Origin of the sequence: Nocardia panacis, from assembly GCF_003598715.1 — a bacterium.
Lineage (GTDB): Bacteria > Actinomycetota > Actinomycetes > Mycobacteriales > Mycobacteriaceae > Nocardia > Nocardia panacis.
In genome coordinates this window covers 31,726-50,397 of the sequence record NZ_QZFU01000055.1, presented here as the reverse complement: position 1 = coordinate 50,397, position 18,672 = coordinate 31,726, and the positions used below count along the sequence as shown (strand labels likewise).

Sequence of the window (18,672 nt, the reverse complement as noted above, 5' to 3'; positions counted from 1 at the left end):
TCGGGGGCTGGTCGCACTCTGACCCTCTGTGCTAAATTCTGGCCATGCGGTCAGAAAATGAGACGGCTGGTCGACAGCGCTCTTTCATCGAGTTGGCGCGGCGGCGGCAGATCATCGCCTCTGCGGTGGAGGTGATGGCCGAGGTGGGCTACGCCAATGCCTCGCTGGCGCGCATCGCCGAACACGCGGGCACCTCCAAGGGGGTGATCTCCTACCACTTCGCGGGCAAGGACGAGTTGATGACCGAACTGGTCATTCAACTGTTCGTCGCGGCGGGGGAGTACATGGTCCCGCTGATCGAGGCCGCGCCGGACGCGCCGAGTCGGCTGCGCACCTATATCGACGCCAACCTGGCCTACGTCGATGCGAACCGCACCTATATCAACGCCCTGGTAGCGGTGGTCGCCAATCTGCGAAAGCCGGACGGCGGCTTGGTGTTCGACGGTGCGAACGAGGAGCGCGACCTGATCGAACCGCTGGCCGGATTGCTGCACGAGGGCCAGAAGTCCGGCGACTTCGGCGAATTCGACGCCCGCCAGATGGCCAGGTCCATTCGCGACGCCATCGATGGCGCGGGCGGGCGGGCCGCGCGCGATCCCGACTTCGACATGGTCGGCTACGCCGACCACCTGTGCCGGATCTTCGACCTCGCCACACGTGGGGTTCGGGAGGAGTCAACACTGTGATCACGACATTCGCACCCGCCGCGACACGGCGGGAGCTCGAGTTGCCCGCCTTCGCCGGGATCGGCGTCGCGGTGGTGACGACGCTGGCCGGTATCGCGATCGGTGTCTCGCTGAACCGCTACGGATTCTTCGGTGACGAACTGTATTTCGTCGCCGCAGGTCATCGGCCGAGCTTCGGCTACGCCGACCAGGGGCCGATTGTGCCGCTGCTGGCCGGGCTGATGGATATGATTGCTCCGGGATCGCTAGTGGCGCTGCGGATCCCGGCCCTGTTGGTCACGTTGGCGGCCATTGTGGTGAGCGCGCTGATCGCCAGGGAGTTGGGCGGGTCGCGGTCCGCGCAGGTGCTCGCGGCGGCCGCCTACGCGACCTCACCGTTCCTGCTGCTGCAGGGAACGACCCTGTCCACCAATGCCATTGATACCGGGCTGTGGGTCCTGATCACCTGGCTGCTGATCCGCTGGGTGCGCACCCGCGGTGCGATGACGCTGCTGGCGGCCGGCGCGGTCACCGCACTGGATATGCAGGTGAAATGGTTGATTCCGGTGTTCTGGCTCGCCGTGGCGATCGGCGTGCTCATCGCCGGGCCGCGCGAATTGTTCCGCAGGCCCGCGCTGTGGATCGGTGCGGCGCTCACCGCGGCGGCGACCGCGCCGACGCTGGTCTGGCAGGCGGCGCACGGGTGGCCGCAACTCGGTATGGGAGCGCAGGTTTCGGCCGAGCAGGCCCTGGTGGGTGGTCGATGGACCTTCCTGCCCATCGCGCTGTTCATCGCGGGCGGACTCGGCGTGGTGCTGCTGATCGCGGGCACGGTGGCGCTACTGCGTTGGGAACCGTTGCGGCCCTTCCGTTTTCTGGGGTGGACGGTGCTGCTGGTGATCGTCGCCTTCTGGGCGCTCGGCGGGCGGCCGTACTACGTGATCGGCTGCTACCCGGCGGTCATCGCGGCGGGTGCGGTGTGGTGGACCCGCAAGATCCGCTGGCGCAAGGTGGTCGCCGTGCTGCTCGCCGTCGCCTCGGGCATCTTCATGGTGCTGTCGCTGCCACTGAAACCGGAGTCGGCGCTGCGGCCCGCGACCACCGATCTCGAGGTGGGACTGAATCTCTCGATCTTCGGGCGTTTCGGTTGGACCGAACTGCGCGAAGGGGCTGCCGCGGCCTACGGCGCGCTGCCGGAGCCGGAGCGGTCGAACGCGGTGATACTCACCGATGCCTATTGGCAGGCTTCGGCATTGGATCTCGCACGCGGTGCGTACGGTCTGCCCGCCGTGTACAGCATCAATCGCGGCTTCGGCTATTTCGGCACACCGCCCGATACGGCGACCACGGTCCTCTGGGTCGGTGGCACCGAATCCGAACTGCGCCAACACTTCGCGACGGTTGCCGCCGCGGGTCGCGTCGACGCTCGTCTCGGCATACCGGGCATAGCCCGCGATATCACCATCTGGCGTTGTGACGGTCCGCGCGAATCCTGGTCCACCGCTTGGCCCGGCCTGCTTCGCCTCGGCTGACATTCGGTTTGCTGCTACCGGCCGCTGATCTTGGCCGCCGGTATGGTGGAGCACAGGTGTTGGGTGTGCTGGTCGCGGGGCTGGATCTTTCCATCCTGAAGATTCGCTGTTCAGCGCCGAAATTCCGGGACAGGCGCAGTCGGCGGTCGATAGGATCTCGACCGCCGATACGACGAAGTGCGGCCGGGCTGCAGTGGGTTACCCAACTGTTGCCGCCCCCGCGAAAGGGATGGACCGATGGTGGACGGGTCACTGCAGCGGCATCTGATCGCGGGCGCGGAGCGCGACGGGATCGGACGACTTGTCGTGGGCGGGGTGGTCGAATGCGGTGCGACCGTCCTGCTGTTGCGCCGGCCGCAGGAGGGCGAACTGGGCGGTCAGTGGGAGCTACCCGGCGGCCCGTTCGATCCGGCCGAGTCGATCGATCGGGCCTTGCGGCGCGCGGTGTCCACCGCGACGGGTCTCGAACCTGCCGAAATCTCCACCTACCTGGGTCAATTCGATCAGCAGGCCGAGGGCGAGCCGGTCCGACACTTCACTTTCGTGGTCCGGGTGGCGCAGGCCGCGCCCGTGCCCGCCCGCGAGCACGCGTGGGTGGAGCTCACCGAGGAGCCGCCGGTCACCGTGCCGGTGCGTCGAATGTTGGATCGCTATCGCGCTATTCGGCTGCCACTCGGCTCAGTTGCGGGGGGATCGCTGCCCTAGTCCGGCGGTCCCGAGAGGGGTAGCCGGGTGGACCCGTGCTCGTGCCCGGCCAGCTCCGGGGTTCTCGCTTCCTCGTCGACGTCGTCGGCGAGGACGGGGGTGAACTGGGCGGTGAAGTGACGAAGGATGGTGCTGGGGCTGGTCATTCGCAGCCCCTGGATCCGGTCGCGACGTTGTGCGATCGCCGCCAGGGATTCGATGACGTAGTCGAGGTGGCTCTGGGTGTACACCCGGCGCGGCAGCGCCAGGCGGCACAGTTCCCACTGTGCCGGTGCCTCGACGCCGGTGAGCGCGTCGTAGCCGAAGGCACAGGTGCCGAGTTCGACGGTGCGCACGCCGCCCTCGAGGTAGATCTCCGCGCACAGTGCCTGCGCCGGATACCGAAGCGGCGGAATATGCGGTAGGAGCGCGGCGGCATCGATGTACACCGCGTGGCCGCCCGGCGGCCACACCACGGGAACGCCATTGTCCCGCAGGGCCGTTGCGAGGTAGCGCACCGAACCCACACGATGTTCGAGGTAGGGCTGCTCGCAGACTTCCTTGAGGCCGACCGCGATGGCATCGAGGTCTCGTCCCGACAATCCGCCATAGGTGTAGAACCCCTCGGTGATGATCCCGAGTTGGCGCGCCTCCGCCGCGACCTCGTCATCGTCGGTGGCCAGGAATCCGCCGATATTGCAGAGGCCGTCCTTCTTGGCCGATACCGTGCAGCCCTCGGCGTACGAGCACATCTTCGAGACGATCTCCGGAATCGTCCACGACTCGTACTCCGGTTCGCGCTGCTGGATGAAGTAGGCGTTCTCCGCGAAGCGGCAGCCGTCGAGATACATCGGAATCCCGTGGCTGCGTGCGAGCGCGGAGACCTCGGCGATATTGGCCATCGAAACCGGTTGGCCGCCACCGGTGTTGTTGGTGACGGTCATGACGATGGCGGGGACGAATTCCGCGCCGACCTCGGTGATCAGCCGGTCCATCGCCGCGACGTCGGCATTGCCCTTGAACGGTGCGTCGTCGGTCAGGTCGGCGGCCTGCGCGCAGGGCAGATTCACGGCCCGTACGCCGAGCAGTTCCAGGTTGCCGCGGCCGGTGTCGAAGTGACTATTGCTGGGCACGACCAATCGTTGCGGGTCCTTTCCCACGCAGAGCACCGTGTACAGCAGTCGCTCGGCGGCCCTGCCCTGGTGTGTGGGCAGCACGTGTCGGAATCCGAACATGGTGCGTACCCGGCGTTCGAAACGGAACCACGAGTCGGCCCCGGCATAGGATTCGTCGCTGTACAGTACGGCGGCCCACTGGTCCTGTGACATGGCGCCGGTACCCGAATCCGTGAGCAGGTCGATGGTGACGTCCTGCGCACGGAGACCGAACATGTTGTAGCCGGCCTTGCGAAGGGCAAGTCGGCGGTGTTCCGGCGTGGTGATCGATATCGGCTCGACCATTTTGATGCGATAGGGCTCGAACATGGTGCACCTCCGAAAAAGGTGATCGATTCGCGAGCCACTGACTTTTCGGTATTCCACCCCGCACCGTGCCCTTCGAATCATACTTTCGGTGCACCCGCGATGCGAGGTCCGGATCGTGATTCGGCTCAGCGGCGGATGCGCCGATAGGTCGGGCGCGCGAGCGACGCGGCGGCGAGCTCGCTCGCGAGCCAGTCGATATCGTGATCGCCGAGTTCGGCCGCGGTGATGCGCAGATGATCGGAATCGGGATCCTCGCGCACCTCGAACGGCCCGCCCGGTGCGGCCTTGATGCCCGCCGCGGCCAGCGAGATCATGGCCGCGTTCTCATCGGCCACCGGCAGCCACAGGTTGATCCCGTCCCCGCGCGCCACCCGCACCCCGCCCTTGGCCAGTGCGCGGCGCAATGCCGAAGCGCGCCTGCGGTATTCGGTGCGGGCGGCGTCGACCGCCGCGCAGGCCGCCGGATCCTGGAGCATGGTGAGCAGCAGCCGCTGCAGGAGTCGACTGGTCCAGCCGGGGCCGAGCATGCGGCGATCGATCACCGGGTCCAGCAGGGCGGCCGGGCCGCCCGCGACGGCGACCCGCAGATCCGCGCCGTGCGATTTGGAATAGGACCGGATGTGCACGGTGCGCGCGGGCAGTCGTGAGCCGAGGGAACGCAGCGGGGCGGTGGCGATCCCGGCGCAATGATCGTCCTCGACGATGAGCGCACCGGAATCGGCGAGGATATCGGCGAGTTCGCGGACCCGGCGCGCGGTGAGCGAGGCCCCGGTGGGATTTTGCGCGCGCGGCTGCAGGATGACTGCGGTGACACCGTGTTCGGCGACGGCTACCGCGAGATCGGCTGGGCGCGGCCCGGATTCGTCGACACGCACCGGCACCGGCCGCGCGCCGAGCCGGCTCAGCAGGTCGAGAAATGGTGGGAAACAGGGATCTTCGACGGCGACCGCGTCCCCGAGGCGCAGGTGCGCGGTCAGCAGTCGGTCGACGGCGTCGAGCGCGCCGTCGAGCACCGCGAGGGTCTGCGGTCGGAACGGCCACTCGGCGCGTAGCCGCGCGGCCAACTCCGGCAGCACCGCCTCGCCGAGGTAGTGCGCGGCCAGATCGCTCGCGCCCGCGCCCAGCATGAGGTGCAGTGCCGCGCCGAGATCGGGCAGCAGCCGCGGATCGGGCGTGCCGCGCGAGATATCGATCCGGAAGGCGCTGTCGGTGGGCGGATGCAGCCGCTGATAGCGGCCGACGGGGGTCGCGACCCGCATTGCGACGGGTTCGCCGACGAAGGTGCCCGCCCGGCCGCGGGCCACGATCGCCCCGGTGGCGGCCAAGGCGCGCCAGGCCTGACTGACGGTGGCGGGGGAGACCCGCAACTGTCTGGCCACTTCGCGCACCGTGGGTAATCGATCGCCGGGTTCCAGTGCGCCGGAACGGATTCGGTGGCCCACGGCGGCGGCGATACCCGCCGGGGTGCGGTCGTCGAGGTCGGCGAGCAGACCCGAGGCGGCGGCGGTGGGCGGATGCTCGGTCGTCGCGGGGTCGCTGGTCACTGTCTCATTCTGCGGGAGCCGCGATGGGTGTGATTCCGGAGGCTCAAAACGTAACGGGAGCGAAACTGTTTCCGTAATCTTGTAACACAACTGAATCAGTTCAGGGTGGAGGATCACAAACATGGCAATCGTGCGAGCCGCCCTCGTCCAGACCAACTGGACAGGCGACAAAGAGTCCATGATCAAGTCACACGAGGAGTACGCGCGCCGGGCCGCCGCGCAGGGCGCTCGGGTCATCTGCTTCCAGGAGTTGTTCTACGGCCCGTATTTCTGCCAGCAGCAGGACGCCCGGTTCTACGACTACGCAGAATCCGTCCCCGGCCCGACGGTGGACCGATTCGCCGCGCTGGCCAAGGAATTGGACATGGTGATGGTGCTGCCGGTTTACGAGCAGGAGCAGCCGGGCCTGCTGTACAACACCGCCGCCGTCATCGATGCCGACGGCAGCTACCTGGGCAAATACCGCAAGCATCACATCCCGCAAGTCCACGGGTTCTGGGAGAAGTTCTACTTCCGGCCCGGCAACCTGGGCTGGCCCGTTTTCGATACCGCCGTGGGCCGGATCGGCGTCTATATCTGCTACGACCGGCATTTCCCGGAGGGTTGGCGCGCGCTGGGCTTGGCGGGTGCGCAGATCGTATTCAATCCGTCGGCCACCTCGCGCGGACTTTCGGCGTATTTGTGGAAGCTCGAGCAGCCCGCCTCGGCGGTGGCCAATGAGTATTACATCGGTGCCATCAACCGCGTCGGCATCGAGGAATTCGGCGATGACGATTTCTACGGCACCAGCTATTTCGTCGATCCGGAGGGTAAATTCGTGGGCGAAGTCGGCTCGGATCGCGATCCGGAGCTGATAGTGCGCGACCTGGATCTGGATCTGATCAAGACCGTGCGCGAGAGGTGGGCCTTCTTCCGGGATCGCCGCCCCGACGCCTACGGCCCGCTGGTCACGCCGTGACGGCCGGAGGTATGCGATGAGCACGGTATTCATTCACGGCGGCACGGTGGTGTCCACCACCGGAGCCCAACCCCTCGACATCCTGGTGGAGGGCGAAACCATTGTCGCCCTGCTGCATCCGGGTTCCACCGCGCTCGGCGCGGACCTGCGGACCACCGCCGATACGGTCGTCGACGCCACCGGCAAATACGTGATTCCCGGTGGCGTGGACGGACATACGCATATGCAGATGCCTTTCGGCGGCACCGAGGCATCCGACACGTTCGAGACCGGAACCCGCGCCGCCGCCTGGGGCGGCACCACCACCATTGTCGATTTCGCGGTGCAGAAACCGGGTGAGCGGGTCCAGGACACGCTGGAACTGTGGCATCGCAAGGCGGCCGGGCAATGCGCGATCGACTACGGGTTCCACCAGATCGTCGGCGAGGTGAACGACGAATCCCTCAAAGGCATGGCCGAATTGGTGTCCGAGGGCGTTACCAGCTTCAAACTCTTCATGGCCTATCCCGGCGTGTTCTATTCCGACGACGGCCGCATCCTGCGCGCCATGCAGACCGCGGCCGACCTCGGTGCGCTGCTGATGATGCACGCCGAGAACGGCATCGCCATCGATGTCCTGGTGGCGCAATCGGTGGCGCGCGGCGATACCGCGCCGTATTTCCACGGCACCTCCCGGCCGTGGCAGTTGGAGGAGGAGGCCACCCACCGGGCCATCATGCTGGCCGAATTGACCGGTGCGCCTTTGTATGTCGTCCATGTGTCGGCAAGGCAGGCGCTGGAGCAGATCGCCGTCGCGCGCGGCCGCGGGCAGAACGTGTTCGCCGAGACCTGTCCGCAGTATCTGTATCTCTCGCTCGAAGAGCAGTTGGGCGCACCGGGTTTCGAGGGCGCGAAGTGGGTGTGCTCCACACCGCTGCGCGCGCGGGCTGAGGGGCACCAGGACGCGCTGTGGCGCTATCTGCGCACCGGTGATGTCACCACCGTCAGCACCGATCACTGCCCGTTCTGCATGAAGGACCAAAAGGAAATGGGCCGCGGCGATTTCAGCAAGATCCCCAATGGGATCGGCGGTGTCGAGCACCGGATGGACCTGATGTTCCAGGGCGTCGCTAAGGGTTTGATCTCCTTGGAGCGCTGGGTGCAGGTGTGCTGCACCGCGCCCGCGCGCATGTTCGGCATGTATCCGCGCAAGGGCGTCATCGCGCCCGGCGCCGATGCCGACATCGTGGTGTACGACCCGAAGGGGCACACCAGCATCGGATACGGCAAGACCCACCACATGAATATGGACCATTCGGCCTGGGAGGGTTTCGAGATCGACGGCCACGTCGACACGGTGCTCTCGCGCGGTCGGATCGTGGTGGACGGCGGGAGCTATCACGGCAGCGCCGGACACGGCCGATTCGTCAAACGCGAGCTGTCGCAGAACCTGCTCTGAAGGGAGATCCGCATGGACATCGGCGTGGTCCTGCAGTGCACGCCACCGGCGTCGCGGGTCATCGAATTGGCCAGAATCGCCGAGACGCACGGCTTCTCGCATGTGTGGACCTTCGATTCGCACCTGCTCTGGCAGGAGCCCTACGTCATCTACAGTCAGATCCTGGCCGCCACCCGCCGGGTCACCGTCGGTCCGATGGTGACCAACCCGGCCACCAGGGACTGGACGGTCACCGCGTCCACCTTCGCCACCCTCAACGATATGTTCGGCAATCGCACCCTCTGCGGGATCGGGCGCGGCGATTCGGCGGTGCGCACCCTCGGCGGCAAACCCGTCACCCTGGCCACACTGCGCGAATCCATCGAAGTGATCAGGGAATTGGGCAACGGTCGCGCCGCGCGCGTCGGCGATACCGAGATCCGGTTCCCGTGGGCGACGGCCTCCCGGCTGCCGGTGTGGGTGGCCGGATACGGTCCGTGCGCCCTCGACCTCACCGGCGCGGTGGCCGATGGATTCATCCTGCAACTGGCCGACCCGGATATCGCGGCGTGGACCATCGCGCGGGTGCGCGCCGCTGCCGAGCGCGCGGGCCGCGATCCCGCCGCCGTCGAGATCTGCGTCGCCGCACCGGCTTACATCACCGACGGTTCGGCCGCCGGGTTGGCCCACGCGCGGGAGCAGTGCCGGTGGTTCGGCGGGATGGTCGGCAATCACGTCGCCGATATCGTCGCCCGCTACGGGGCCGACGCGCAGGTGCCCGCCGCCCTCACCGACTACATCGCGGGTCGAACGGGCTACGACTACAACCAGCACGGGCGCGCCGGCAATACCCACGCCGATTTCGTGCCCGATGCCATTGTCGACAGGTTCTGCCTGCTCGGCACGCCGGACCAGCACCTGGCCCGGCTGCGCGAACTGGAGGACCTCGGCGTCGGTCAGTTCGCCGTGTACCTGCAGCACGACGCCAAATCCGCGACCCTGGACGCCTACGGCGAATCGGTGCTGCCGCGCCTGGCGCGACCGGTCGTGGCCACCGTTGAGATCAAGTGAGTTCTTCTGTGTTACAAGCTAATTCGCGCGTCATCCGAATCGGATACGCGGTGGCGGCCTTCCTGGTGCTCGCCGCACTGTGGGAGGCGGTGAAAGCGGCCGTACCCGCGCGCGGGGTCGCCATCGGGGACCTGCGGGTGCTGCCGCGCACCACCGACGCGGCCATGCCGCACCTGTGGACGGTGCTCACCGTCCTCGGCGAGTCCGACGGCCCATCGACCGTCGGCGCGACATTGCTGCGCACCGCCGGATTCACCTGCGGGCTGGCACTTCTCGCCCTCGCCATCGGCACCGTCGTCGGGATCGCGCTCGCGGTGCTCATGCAGCGGTTCGGGTTCGTCGAGCGCGGCCTGCTGCCGTATGTGATCGTCTCGCAGACGGTTCCGCTGATAGCGCTGGCCCCGCTGGTGGCCGGGTGGGGTGGCAAAATGGTGGTCGCCGGTCAGCCGTGGCGGCCGTGGATGAGTATCGCCGTCATCGCCGCCTACCTCGCCTTCTTCCCGGTCGGGGTGGGGACGCTGCGCGGACTGCAAGCGCCCGCCAAGGCGTCGGTCGAACTGCTGCACAGCTATTCGGCGAGCTGGTGGCAAACGCTGATACACCTGCGCTTCCCGGCGGCGGTGCCGCATCTGCTGCCCGCGCTGCGGTTGGCGGCCGCCGCCTCGGTCATCGGCGCGGTGGTGGCCGAGATCTCCACCGGGACGGCGGGCGGAATCGGCAGGCAGATCATTGTTTTCGCGCAGCAGGCCACCGGGGACGCGGCCCGGCTCTACGCCGCCGTGCTCGCGGCGGCGCTGCTCGGGGTCGTGGTCACCGTCGTGGTGTCCGTCCTCGAATACGCGTTGCGGCGCTACGCACGGCCTGCGGGCGGCGCCCGATGACCGCGCACGCCGTCGACCTCGGCCATGTCGGCAAGATCTTCGCGGCGGGTGCGGTGACGGCGCTGGCCGATATCACCCTCACCGTCGGCGCGGGCGAATTCGTCTCGCTCATCGGGCCTTCCGGCTGCGGCAAATCGACCCTGCTGCGCATCGTCGCCGACCTGGAGCAGCCGACCAGCGGCACCGTCGCGGTCCACGGGAAGACCGCGCGCCAGGCCCGCCTCGACCAGGATTACGGCATCGCGTTCCAGCAGGCCGGACTGTTGGACTGGCGCACCGTCCAGGAGAATGTGGAGCTGCCGCTGCAACTGCACCGGGTCCCGAAGGTCGAAAGACGCGCGCGCAGTGCGGAATTGCTGGCCATGGCCGGGCTGAGCGAATTCGCACGCCGCTACCCGGCCGAACTGTCGGGGGGAATGCAGCAGCGGGTCGCCATCGCCAGGGCGCTGGCTCGCGAACCGTCGCTGCTGCTCATGGACGAACCCTTCGGCGCGCTCGACGAGATGACCAGGGAGCGCATGCAGGGCGAACTGCTGCGCATCGCGGGCGAGACCGCCGCGGCGGTGGTTTTCGTGACGCATTCGATCCCGGAGGCGGTGTTCCTGTCCGACCGGGTGGTGGTCATGTCACCGCGACCGGGGCGGATCAGTGCCGTCGTCGACACCGGCGGCCGGCGGCGGGATGCGGATGGGGACGAGATCCGTTCCAGCACCGCGTTCTTCGACGCGGTGGCGCAGGTGCGCGCCGCGCTGCACGGTGGCGTGCGTGCGGCGGCGGGCCGGGAGGCGCGATGAGGGCGCGTTGGAAAACCATTGTGCCGCCGGTGCTGTTCGGTGTCGGCGGGGTGGCGCTGTGGCAGGCGGTGACGGTCGCGGCGCACGTGCCGTCGTTCCTGCTGCCCGCCCCCACCGCCATCGCGCGCGAATTCGTCGACAGCGCGGGACATATCGCCGAGGCCGCGCGCGCCACCGGAACCAATGCGCTCATCGGTTTGGTGGCCGGTGCGCTGTTCGGCATCGCGGCGGCCGTTCTGGCGGTACGCTTCCCGATAATCGACGGCCTGCTCACCCCGCTGGCCGCCGCCGCGGCGGCCGTACCCATCGTCGCCCTCGCACCCCTGCTCAATTCGATGTACTCCACCACCACCGACACGCCGCGGCGGCTGGTGGTGACCATCGTCGTGTTCTTCCCGATGTTCGTCAGCGCCGCGCGCGGTCTGCGTCAAGTGCCGCAGGTGCACACCGACCTGATGACCTCCTATGCGGCGAGCGGCTGGCAGGTCACCCGCACGGTGCGGCTGCCCGCCGCGCTCGGGCACCTGTTCACCGGATTGCGCATCGCCGCGCCGGGCGCGGTCATCGCCGCCATCATCGCCGAATACTTCGGGGGCCTGCAGAACGGGCTCGGCAGCCGCATCACCTCGGCCGCCGCCAATACCGCCTATCCCAGGGCATGGGCCTACGTGGTCGGCGCGATGCTCGTCGGCCTGCTGTTCCTGGCGGTGGTCCTGCTGTTGGAACGACTGACCCGCCGCCCCCTTGATTTCTGGAGATCCACATGACAGTTCGCCTGCGTGCCTGCCTGGCCGTCGGCGCGGTGCTTGCTGCCGCGCTCACCGGTTGCGGCACCACAGATTCCGCCTCCAACACCACCGCCGACGGATTGACCAAGGTCCGGTTGCAGCTCCAGTGGTTCAAACAGGGCCAGTTCGCCGGTTACCTCGCGGCGGTGGACCAGGGCTTCTACAGGGAGCAGGGGCTCGCGGTCGAAATCCTCGATGGCGGAACCGATATCGTGCCGCAGACCGTACTGGCCCAGGGCCAGGCCGACTACGCCGTCGCCTGGGTGCCCAAGGCGCTGGCCTCGCGCGAGGCGGGTGCGGGCATCACCGAGGTGGCCCAGATCTACCAGCGTTCGGGCACCAAACAGGTCTCCTTCAAAGCCGACAACCTCACCGCACCGGCCGCGCTGCGCGGCAAAACCGTCGGAAATTGGGGCTACGGCAATGAATTCGAACTCTTCGCCGGAATGACCAAGGCGGGCCTGGACCCGGCCAAGGATGTGAAACTGGTGCAGCAGCAGTTCGATATGAACGCCTTCCTTTCCAAGGATATCGCCGCCGCGCAGGCCATGTCCTACAACGAGTACGCCCAGGTGCTCGAGACCAGGAACCCGGCCACCGGAAACCTCTACAGCCCCAGCGATTTCAACACCATCGACTGGAACGAGCAGGGCGTGGCCATGCTCCAGGACGCGCTGTGGGCCAACACCGAGAAGCTGAAGGACAGCAAATATCAGGACCAGACCGTGAAATTCGTGGCCGCCTCGCTGAAGGGCTGGGCCTTCTGCCGCGACAATCTGGAGAAGTGTCGCGATATCACCGTCAAGGCGGGCAGCACCCTCGGCGCATCCCATCAGGAATGGCAGATCAACGAGGTGAACAAGCTGATCTGGCCGTCGCCCAACGGGGTGGGCGCCATCGACAAGGCCGCTTGGGACCGCACGGTGAAGATCGCCAGGGAGACCAAGAATCAGGACGGCGCGACCGTGCTGAAGAAGGATCCCGACGCGAACGCCTACAGCACCGAGTACGTCACCAAGGCGCTCGAGCTGCTTAAGAGCACGGGCGTGGATACGATGGGCGCGGCGTATACACCCCGGCAGGTCGTATTGCGCGAGGGCGGCAAATAGCTACTATGTGGCGTGCCCGAACCCGCAGCGCTCGCGCGAGGATGGCTCGCCGCCGTAGCCGTCGCGGCCGCGGCGGTCCTGCTGTTCTCGGCGAGCCGCTACGACTACTTCGGGGATGAGCTGTATTTCCTGGCGGCAGGGCGACATCCGTCGTTCGGCTATGCCGATCAGGGGCCGGTGCTGCCCATGCTCGCCCGGCTCATGGACACCGTCGCGCCCGGTTCGTTCTTCGTCCTGCGGCTTCCGGTGGTGCTGCTGACGGTGTTGGCCGTGGTGCTCACCGCCGATCTCGCCCGCGAATTCGGCGGTGGCGCAATTCCACAGCTCTTGGCGGCCACCGCCTACGCCACCTCGCCATTGCTGCTGTTGCAGGGCAAGCTGCTGACCACCAATGCCGTCGACACCGTGCTGTGGGTGCTCATCACCTGGCTGGTGGTGCGCTGGGTCCGCACCCGCCGCGACCGGTTGCTCTTCGCGGCCGCTCTGGTGACTGCGGTGGATATGCAGGTCAAATGGCTGGTGCCGTTCCTGTGGCTCGCCATCGGGATCGGGGCGCTGGTCTTCGGTCCGCGCGAATTGTTGCGCAGACCCGCGCTCTGGGCGGGTGCGGCGGTGGTCGTCGCGGCGACCGCTCCCTCGCTGCTGTGGCAGTTCCGGCACGACTGGCCGCAGTTGGAGATGGGCAAGGTGATCGGCGGGGAGCAGGGGGTGCTCGGCGGCTGGCTGACCTTCGTCCCGCTTACCGCGCTTACCGCAGGCTACCTGGGGGCTGCTCTGCTGGCCTTCGGCGTGTGGGCGCTGCTGCGCGATCCCGCGCTGCGGGCCTACCGGTTCCTGGGGCCTGCCTTGCCGCTTTTGATGGTGGTCTTTCTTCTGGTGGGCGGTCGAATCTATTACGCGGCAGGCGTATTCGCGGTGGTGATGGCAGCCGGTGCGGTGTTGGCGGTGCGAGTCGGGCAGCGCGTACTGGTAGTTGTCGGTGCGTTGGTCACCACGGCCGCAGTGTGTTTCGTGCTCTACGCCACCCCGTGGCGGTCTCCGGATCGCATCGCGCCGCCGAGCAGTCCCGCCGAGGCCGCCATCGACATCGGCGTGTACGGCGAATTCGGTTGGCCGGAGCTGACTTCGGAAGTGCTGCGGGTCTACGACGAACTGCCGCAACAGAACACGATAGTGCTCACCGACACCTATTGGCAGGCGAGCGCGCTCGATCAATTCGCGCGCGAGCGACTGCCCGCCATCTACAGTCCGAGTCGCGGCTACGGCTACTTCGGCACACCGCCCGACGATGCGGACACGGTGCTGGCGGTCGCGGTCAACGAATCGTTCCTGCGCTGGGATTTCGACCGCGTGGAACGGGTCGGCAAGGTGGACAGCCGCCTCGGCTATCCGGGCAATACTCAGGACGTGACGATCTGGCGCTGCGGCGGACTCCGGCACCCCTGGGCGGAAGTATGGCCCGCCTGGATGCACCTGTAGCGAACGTTGTTTCGGTAGGTGGGGAATAGTAAACTGGTCGGGCATTCGTGATGTGTGTCTCGTTTTCAGGTATCACAGGATGCGCTCGTATACATGGTTGGCCGCCAACGAGTCGGGGTTCGTACCCCTACGTCGATTGGAGGTTGTGATGAATGCGATCGTGCGCAGGTTCGTCGTCGGCGCGTCCGCGGCGACGTTCATCGGTGCGGCATCGGTGCTCGGTGCGGGTGCCGCGCAGGCACAGGACCCCTTCTGCTGGGCGAATCAGCAGAGTGCGAATACCGCCTTCTCGCAGTGCAGCATCCCGGTCTGGCATCAGGTCCACATTCGGTGCTGGTCCGGATCGGGCAGCTACGAGCGCGCGGGTAATCCGATGTTCTGGTGGGATCAATCCTGGGCCAGCTGCGACTGGCCGTTCGGTCTCGAAGCCTGGTGGGTGAGCACCTTCTGAGATCCTTTTCTCACCTGAGCAGTCTGTCGATGAACCGGCCGGTGTCCGGGACGAACGGCCAATCCGGATCGGCCAGGTGTGTGCGCAATTCGGCATCGGTCCACCACCAGCCCGCGGCGATCTCCTCGGGTTGGTGGTGGATCGGGCCATCCGAGCGCACCTCGTAGGCGAACAGGTGGCATCGCATCGGCCTGCCCACCCACATCCCGTCCCAGGCCGCGCGTGCCAACGGTCGGAGCTGCTCGGCGTCGGCGTCGATGCCCAGTTCCTCCGCGAGTTCGCGCCGGGCCGTGGACTCGGGGGACTCACCGGGATCGACCACTCCGCCCGCGAGGCAGTCGTGCATCCCCGCGAACACCAGTTTGGTGTCGGTGCGGCGATGCACGTAGATCCGTTCGCCATCGAGTGAACGGACCAGCACGCCCGCGCTGGCGTGCCACAGGCCGTCGCGGTAGACCGTCCCCCGATCGGCCGAGTCGACCTCGCGACCTTCGCGGTCGTACACGGCGATGATTTCCCGATCCGGTTGTGCCACCGCCCGAGACTAGCGTTTCGGCTTCGCGCCGGGACTGGGCGCACTGGCCTTCGCGGCCGGTTGCTCGGCATCCAAGCGCCGATAGACCAGATGCTGCTGGGCCAGGGTGCAGGCATTGTTGGTGACGAAGTAGAACAGGATCGCCACCGGCATGACCGCGCCGCTGATCAGCGCGCCGCAGGGCAGGACCCACAGCATGAGCGTGCGCAGCACGGCGGGTGACTCGTGTCGAGCCAGCGACGCCCGCGCCGTGAAATGGGTTGCGACAGCGGTGATGAGGACGAGCGGGATGACGAGCAGCGCCGCCGCCGACATGAGATCGCCTGCGGCGCAGAGGCTGGTCGAAAGCTGAATGCCCGCGAGTTTCGCGTCCAGGAACGAGCGCACCGCGTCGGCGTCGAACAGATAGTTCGGGGTGGCGAGATTCTGCTCGTGGGTGAGTCGAACGGTGGTGAGGAAGGGCAGGTGCGTGTCGGACCCGGTGCGGTCGAACGAGGCGAGCACGTGGAACAGTCCGATGAACAGCAGCAGTTGCGCGATCGTGGTGGCCACGCCCAACAGCGAGGTCACCGCGCTGAGGCCATTGTCGCGGTAGAGCCGCTGGAGTTCCTCGGATTGCCGCAACCGGTCGCCGCGATGGCGCTGCTTGATCCGAATCATCTCCGGACGCAGGCGCTTCATGATCGCCTGTGTCCGAGCGACTTTCAGGAAGGGCAGGAACAGGGCGGCGCGAAAGGTGAGCACCAGGAAGATGACGGCCAGGACCCAGCCCAAGCCGCTGGTCGGGCCGAGGAGCAAGCCGAAGACGGTGTGCCACAGCGCGAGTACGGCGGACACGGGGTAGTAGATGAAGTCGAGCACGACGGATACCTGACGGTGACGCGTGCGCCGGGCACGCGGAAACGGATGCGGTCAGCGGGGGGCCGACGATCCGAGGGGATCCTCAGCCGACCGCGCCGCCGGGCGCGCGTGGGCGCACCCGGCCCGCCGTATCCGGATTGCTCTGGCGCAGAAAGGATCCGCGTAGGCGGCGCTGCGCCGACGCCGGTCCGGCCGTGCCGAGGGGGAGCCGAAGTCGGCTCGATGTCGACAGGGTGATGAAGGCGATGGCCACCGCGGCGGCCAGCATGCCCGCCACCGTGAGCGCGAAGCTGTGCTCGGGCAGCGTGAACAGCACCAAGGCGGGCAGGACGCACGCGAGCACCGCGTACAGCGTCGGCCAGGCTCGTGCGAACATAGCGCTGAGCGTACACGCCGAGAATGCGGACCGATACTGTCCGGATTGTGCACTACGGTGGCGGTATGGCATTGAATTCCCAAGAGCGTCAGGAGTTTCTCGCACAGCCGCATATCGGCGCGCTCGCCGTGTCGGACGGTCCGGATCGGGCTCCGCTGACCCTGCCGATCTGGTATCAGTACACCCCCGGCGGCGACCTGTGGGTGCTGACGGGGGCGACCAGTAGGAAACTCGAGCTGATCCGGGCGGCGGGTCGGTTCAGTCTGATGGCCGAAATCGTCACTCCCAGTGTGCGTTACGTCTCGGTATCGGGTCCGGTCACTGTCATCGAACCGATGACCGACGCCCAGCACGAGGAGATGGTGCGGCGCTACCTGCCCGGTGACAAGGTGGCCGCCTACCTCGCCAAGGCGGCGACGTTCGGGCCGCAGGTCGTGGTGTCCATGCGGCCCGAACACTGGCTCTCGGCCGATCTCGGAGCTCTCTAGGCGACGAGGCTGTTGGCCGGTCCGAACCAGCGGGTCAGTGCGGCGCGCAGGGTCGGGTCGTCGGCGGCGGGCAGGGTGTCGGCGGCCCAGGCGACGTAACCGTCTGGGCGGATGAGCATTGCGGGTGCGGGGGCGCCGGTCGCGGTGATCACCTCGATCCGGTCCGGCCAACCCGCGGCGAGGTCGGCGACGGTGTCGGTGACGAGCAGTACCGGGCGGGCGGTGCGCAGCAGTTCGGCGACTCGGCGGCCGTCACCGAGGCGGAAATCGGGGACGAGCCTGCCCGAGAGCGGATGGTTGTCGCCGGTGTCATAGGGCCGGTCGGTGCCGGCCAGCAGATTCGCGATGTGGGCCGCGACCTGCGGGTAGGCGAGCAGTTCGCCGAACAGCGCACGCACGCCTGCGGTTTCGGGGCCGGGCAGCATGAGACCGGACTGGGCCAGCGAGTGCATGGCCGTGCGTTCGGCCACCGGGTGGCGCTCGGCGTGGTAGGTGTCGAGCAGATCCGCCGGCGCCCAACCGTTCAGGTGGGCGGCGAGTTTCCACCCGAGGTTGACCGCGTCCTGGAGACCGAGGTTGAGTCCCGGACCGCCGATGGCCGAATGCACGTGCGCCGCATCGCCGATCAGGAAGATTCGGCCGTCGCGGTAGTGTCGGGCGACCCTGGTGTTCTGTCCGACCAAGCGGCGCAGCGCGTGCGGTCCGGGGCCGGTCGGCGGTTGGAGCGGGACTTCGGCGCCGAGGACGCGTTCGGCGGCCTCCCGCAATTCCGCCAATGTCATCGGCGCGTCCTCGTCGACGACGGTCGCGGCGGCGTCGAACTCCTGGATGGCCATCATGGTTCCGCTCGGCAGTTCGGCGAAGACGAACATGCCGCGCTCGACTCGATTGTGTCCGAAGCGGAATCGGCCCGCGCCCGGAATCTCGATACCGCCGTCGGGGGTGAGCCACGCCGCGGGCACATCCGTGTGGCCGAATCGGGTGACGGTGCCCTCGGCGGTGCTGCCGGGAAATTCGATGTCCGCGAGCTTGCGGACGGCGCTCTTGCCGCCGTCCGCGCCGATTAGGTAGCGGGTATGGATCACGACGGGACCCTCCGGTCCGTCGAGTTCGACGCGCACCCTGTTGTCGTCGCGGGTGAATCCGGTGAGTTCGTGCGACCAGCGGACCTGCACCCCCAACTCGGTGGCCCGCGCGAGCAGCTTCACCACCAGTTCCGGCTGCGGAATGAGCAGGGCGGCCATGGGACCGGCGTCCATACCGGTCATATCGAAGGCCATGCCGCTGAAGATGTAGTAGGGCAGTGGCTTCGGTCCTTCGGCCGGTCCGCCGAACTCGGTGTAGAGCCCGCGCATATCGAGCACCCTGGAGACGGAGCCGACCAGGCCATTGGCCCTGGGTTCCCCGCTCGGGCCGGGCAGTCGTTCGACCACCACCGGGCTGATGCCCGCCAAGGCGAGTTCACAGGCGAGCATGAGGCCGTTCGGGCCCGCGCCCGCGATAAGGACATCGGTGCGGTTTTCGGACATGACAAATAAACCCCTTGTCTTACTTG

At 67.5% G+C, this 18,672-nt stretch carries 19 protein-coding genes; 13 read left to right on the top strand and 6 right to left on the bottom strand.

The window, feature by feature from the left end; translation table 11 throughout:
- The first annotated feature begins 44 nt into the window (after positions 1-44).
- The 3 genes from D5S18_RS32650 (at position 45) to D5S18_RS32640 (ending at position 2,902) form a co-directional block, all read left to right on the top strand.
- Complete coding sequence (locus D5S18_RS32650; protein ID WP_120044998.1) at positions 45-686, top strand: TetR/AcrR family transcriptional regulator; 642 nt, start codon at positions 45-47, stop codon at positions 684-686.
- Positions 683-2,197: a glycosyltransferase family 39 protein gene (locus D5S18_RS32645; RefSeq protein ID WP_239004155.1), complete on the top strand. Its 1,515-nt coding sequence runs from the start codon at positions 683-685 to the stop codon at positions 2,195-2,197. The genes D5S18_RS32650 and D5S18_RS32645 overlap by 4 nt, the downstream gene beginning before the upstream one ends.
- Positions 2,198-2,434: 237 nt before the next feature.
- Positions 2,435-2,902, top strand: coding sequence for an NUDIX domain-containing protein (locus D5S18_RS32640; RefSeq protein ID WP_120044997.1), 468 nt, complete (start codon positions 2,435-2,437; stop codon positions 2,900-2,902).
- Here the strand turns inward: D5S18_RS32640 and D5S18_RS32635 are convergent.
- The gene (locus D5S18_RS32635; protein ID WP_203237026.1) at positions 2,899-4,365 is read right to left on the bottom strand and encodes a tryptophanase; all 1,467 of its coding nucleotides are present in this window, start codon (positions 4,363-4,365) and stop codon (positions 2,899-2,901) included. The genes D5S18_RS32640 and D5S18_RS32635 overlap by 4 nt on opposite strands.
- A gap of 125 nt (positions 4,366-4,490) precedes the next feature.
- Positions 4,491-5,909 (bottom strand): aminotransferase-like domain-containing protein, encoded by a 1,419-nt coding sequence (locus D5S18_RS32630; protein WP_239004154.1) that lies wholly within the window; start codon positions 5,907-5,909, stop codon positions 4,491-4,493.
- A 121-nt stretch (positions 5,910-6,030) separates the two neighbouring features.
- Here D5S18_RS32630 and D5S18_RS32625 point away from each other — a divergent pair, with 121 nt between their 5' ends.
- From D5S18_RS32625 to D5S18_RS32585, 9 genes are all read left to right on the top strand, one after another.
- Entirely contained in the window at positions 6,031-6,867 is an 837-nt protein-coding gene (locus tag D5S18_RS32625; RefSeq protein ID WP_120044994.1) for a nitrilase-related carbon-nitrogen hydrolase, read from the top strand.
- Positions 6,868-6,883: 16 nt separating this feature from the next.
- Positions 6,884-8,305, top strand: coding sequence for a dihydropyrimidinase (gene hydA, locus D5S18_RS32620; RefSeq protein WP_120044993.1), 1,422 nt, complete (start codon positions 6,884-6,886; stop codon positions 8,303-8,305).
- 12 nt (positions 8,306-8,317) lie between these two features.
- Positions 8,318-9,355 (top strand): TIGR03842 family LLM class F420-dependent oxidoreductase, encoded by a 1,038-nt coding sequence (locus tag D5S18_RS32615; RefSeq protein ID WP_120044992.1) that lies wholly within the window; start codon positions 8,318-8,320, stop codon positions 9,353-9,355.
- On the top strand, positions 9,352-10,236 hold the full coding sequence (locus tag D5S18_RS32610) for an ABC transporter permease (RefSeq protein ID WP_239004153.1): 885 nt from the start codon (positions 9,352-9,354) through the stop codon (positions 10,234-10,236). Before D5S18_RS32615 ends, D5S18_RS32610 begins: the two co-directional genes overlap by 4 nt.
- Positions 10,233-11,030, top strand: a complete 798-nt coding sequence (locus D5S18_RS32605; protein ID WP_120044991.1) for an ABC transporter ATP-binding protein — start codon at positions 10,233-10,235, stop codon at positions 11,028-11,030. Before D5S18_RS32610 ends, D5S18_RS32605 begins: the two co-directional genes overlap by 4 nt.
- Positions 11,027-11,797 carry an ABC transporter permease gene (locus D5S18_RS32600; RefSeq protein ID WP_120044990.1) on the top strand — a complete coding sequence of 257 codons (771 nt, stop codon included), beginning with the start codon at positions 11,027-11,029 and terminating at the stop codon, positions 11,795-11,797. Before D5S18_RS32605 ends, D5S18_RS32600 begins: the two co-directional genes overlap by 4 nt.
- Positions 11,794-12,927, top strand: a complete 1,134-nt coding sequence (locus D5S18_RS32595) for an ABC transporter substrate-binding protein (protein WP_120044989.1) — start codon at positions 11,794-11,796, stop codon at positions 12,925-12,927. The genes D5S18_RS32600 and D5S18_RS32595 overlap by 4 nt, the downstream gene beginning before the upstream one ends.
- A gap of 12 nt (positions 12,928-12,939) precedes the next feature.
- The gene (locus D5S18_RS32590; protein ID WP_120044988.1) at positions 12,940-14,406 is read left to right on the top strand and encodes a glycosyltransferase family 39 protein; all 1,467 of its coding nucleotides are present in this window, start codon (positions 12,940-12,942) and stop codon (positions 14,404-14,406) included.
- Between the two features lie 148 nt (positions 14,407-14,554).
- Positions 14,555-14,857 (top strand): hypothetical protein, encoded by a 303-nt coding sequence (locus tag D5S18_RS32585; protein ID WP_120044987.1) that lies wholly within the window; start codon positions 14,555-14,557, stop codon positions 14,855-14,857.
- 10 nt (positions 14,858-14,867) lie between these two features.
- On the opposite strand, the gene D5S18_RS32580 is transcribed toward D5S18_RS32585, so the two are convergent.
- The 3 genes from D5S18_RS32580 to D5S18_RS32570 all read right to left on the bottom strand — a co-directional run bounded on the left by D5S18_RS32580 (position 14,868) and on the right by D5S18_RS32570 (position 16,629).
- Positions 14,868-15,392: an NUDIX hydrolase gene (locus D5S18_RS32580; protein ID WP_239004152.1), complete on the bottom strand. Its 525-nt coding sequence runs from the start codon at positions 15,390-15,392 to the stop codon at positions 14,868-14,870.
- Positions 15,393-15,401: 9 nt separating this feature from the next.
- The gene (gene yidC / locus D5S18_RS32575) at positions 15,402-16,253 is read right to left on the bottom strand and encodes a membrane protein insertase YidC (protein WP_120044986.1); all 852 of its coding nucleotides are present in this window, start codon (positions 16,251-16,253) and stop codon (positions 15,402-15,404) included.
- Between the two features lie 82 nt (positions 16,254-16,335).
- A complete protein-coding gene (locus tag D5S18_RS32570) occupies positions 16,336-16,629 on the bottom strand; it encodes a DUF6412 domain-containing protein (protein WP_120044985.1) in 294 nt (97 codons plus the stop codon).
- A 65-nt stretch (positions 16,630-16,694) separates the two neighbouring features.
- Between D5S18_RS32570 and D5S18_RS32565 the strand changes: the two genes are divergently transcribed.
- Positions 16,695-17,117: a pyridoxamine 5'-phosphate oxidase family protein gene (locus D5S18_RS32565; protein ID WP_120045246.1), complete on the top strand. Its 423-nt coding sequence runs from the start codon at positions 16,695-16,697 to the stop codon at positions 17,115-17,117.
- Here the strand turns inward: D5S18_RS32565 and D5S18_RS32560 are convergent.
- On the bottom strand, positions 17,114-18,646 hold the full coding sequence (locus D5S18_RS32560) for an FAD-dependent monooxygenase (protein WP_120044984.1): 1,533 nt from the start codon (positions 18,644-18,646) through the stop codon (positions 17,114-17,116). The genes D5S18_RS32565 and D5S18_RS32560 overlap by 4 nt on opposite strands.
- Positions 18,647-18,672 lie beyond the last annotated feature (26 nt).

What these genes read in the sequence shown, in the direction of transcription:
- D5S18_RS32570 (WP_120044985.1), bottom strand. Translation starts at nt 16,629, where the DNA reads ATGTTCGCACGAGCCTGGCCGACGCTGTACGCGGTGCTCGCGTGCGTC.
- D5S18_RS32640 (WP_120044997.1), top strand. Translation starts at nt 2,435, where the DNA reads ATGGTGGACGGGTCACTGCAGCGGCATCTGATCGCGGGCGCGGAGCGC.
- D5S18_RS32625 (WP_120044994.1), top strand. Translation starts at nt 6,031, where the DNA reads ATGGCAATCGTGCGAGCCGCCCTCGTCCAGACCAACTGGACAGGCGAC.
- D5S18_RS32565 (WP_120045246.1), top strand. Translation starts at nt 16,695, where the DNA reads ATGGCATTGAATTCCCAAGAGCGTCAGGAGTTTCTCGCACAGCCGCAT.
- D5S18_RS32585 (WP_120044987.1), top strand. Translation starts at nt 14,555, where the DNA reads ATGAATGCGATCGTGCGCAGGTTCGTCGTCGGCGCGTCCGCGGCGACG.
- D5S18_RS32600 (WP_120044990.1), top strand. Translation starts at nt 11,027, where the DNA reads ATGAGGGCGCGTTGGAAAACCATTGTGCCGCCGGTGCTGTTCGGTGTC.
- D5S18_RS32595 (WP_120044989.1), top strand. Translation starts at nt 11,794, where the DNA reads ATGACAGTTCGCCTGCGTGCCTGCCTGGCCGTCGGCGCGGTGCTTGCT.
- D5S18_RS32635 (WP_203237026.1), bottom strand. Translation starts at nt 4,365, where the DNA reads ATGTTCGAGCCCTATCGCATCAAAATGGTCGAGCCGATATCGATCACC.
- D5S18_RS32560 (WP_120044984.1), bottom strand. Translation starts at nt 18,646, where the DNA reads ATGTCCGAAAACCGCACCGATGTCCTTATCGCGGGCGCGGGCCCGAAC.
- D5S18_RS32650 (WP_120044998.1), top strand. Translation starts at nt 45, where the DNA reads ATGCGGTCAGAAAATGAGACGGCTGGTCGACAGCGCTCTTTCATCGAG.
- D5S18_RS32615 (WP_120044992.1), top strand. Translation starts at nt 8,318, where the DNA reads ATGGACATCGGCGTGGTCCTGCAGTGCACGCCACCGGCGTCGCGGGTC.
- hydA (WP_120044993.1), top strand. Translation starts at nt 6,884, where the DNA reads ATGAGCACGGTATTCATTCACGGCGGCACGGTGGTGTCCACCACCGGA.
- D5S18_RS32605 (WP_120044991.1), top strand. Translation starts at nt 10,233, where the DNA reads ATGACCGCGCACGCCGTCGACCTCGGCCATGTCGGCAAGATCTTCGCG.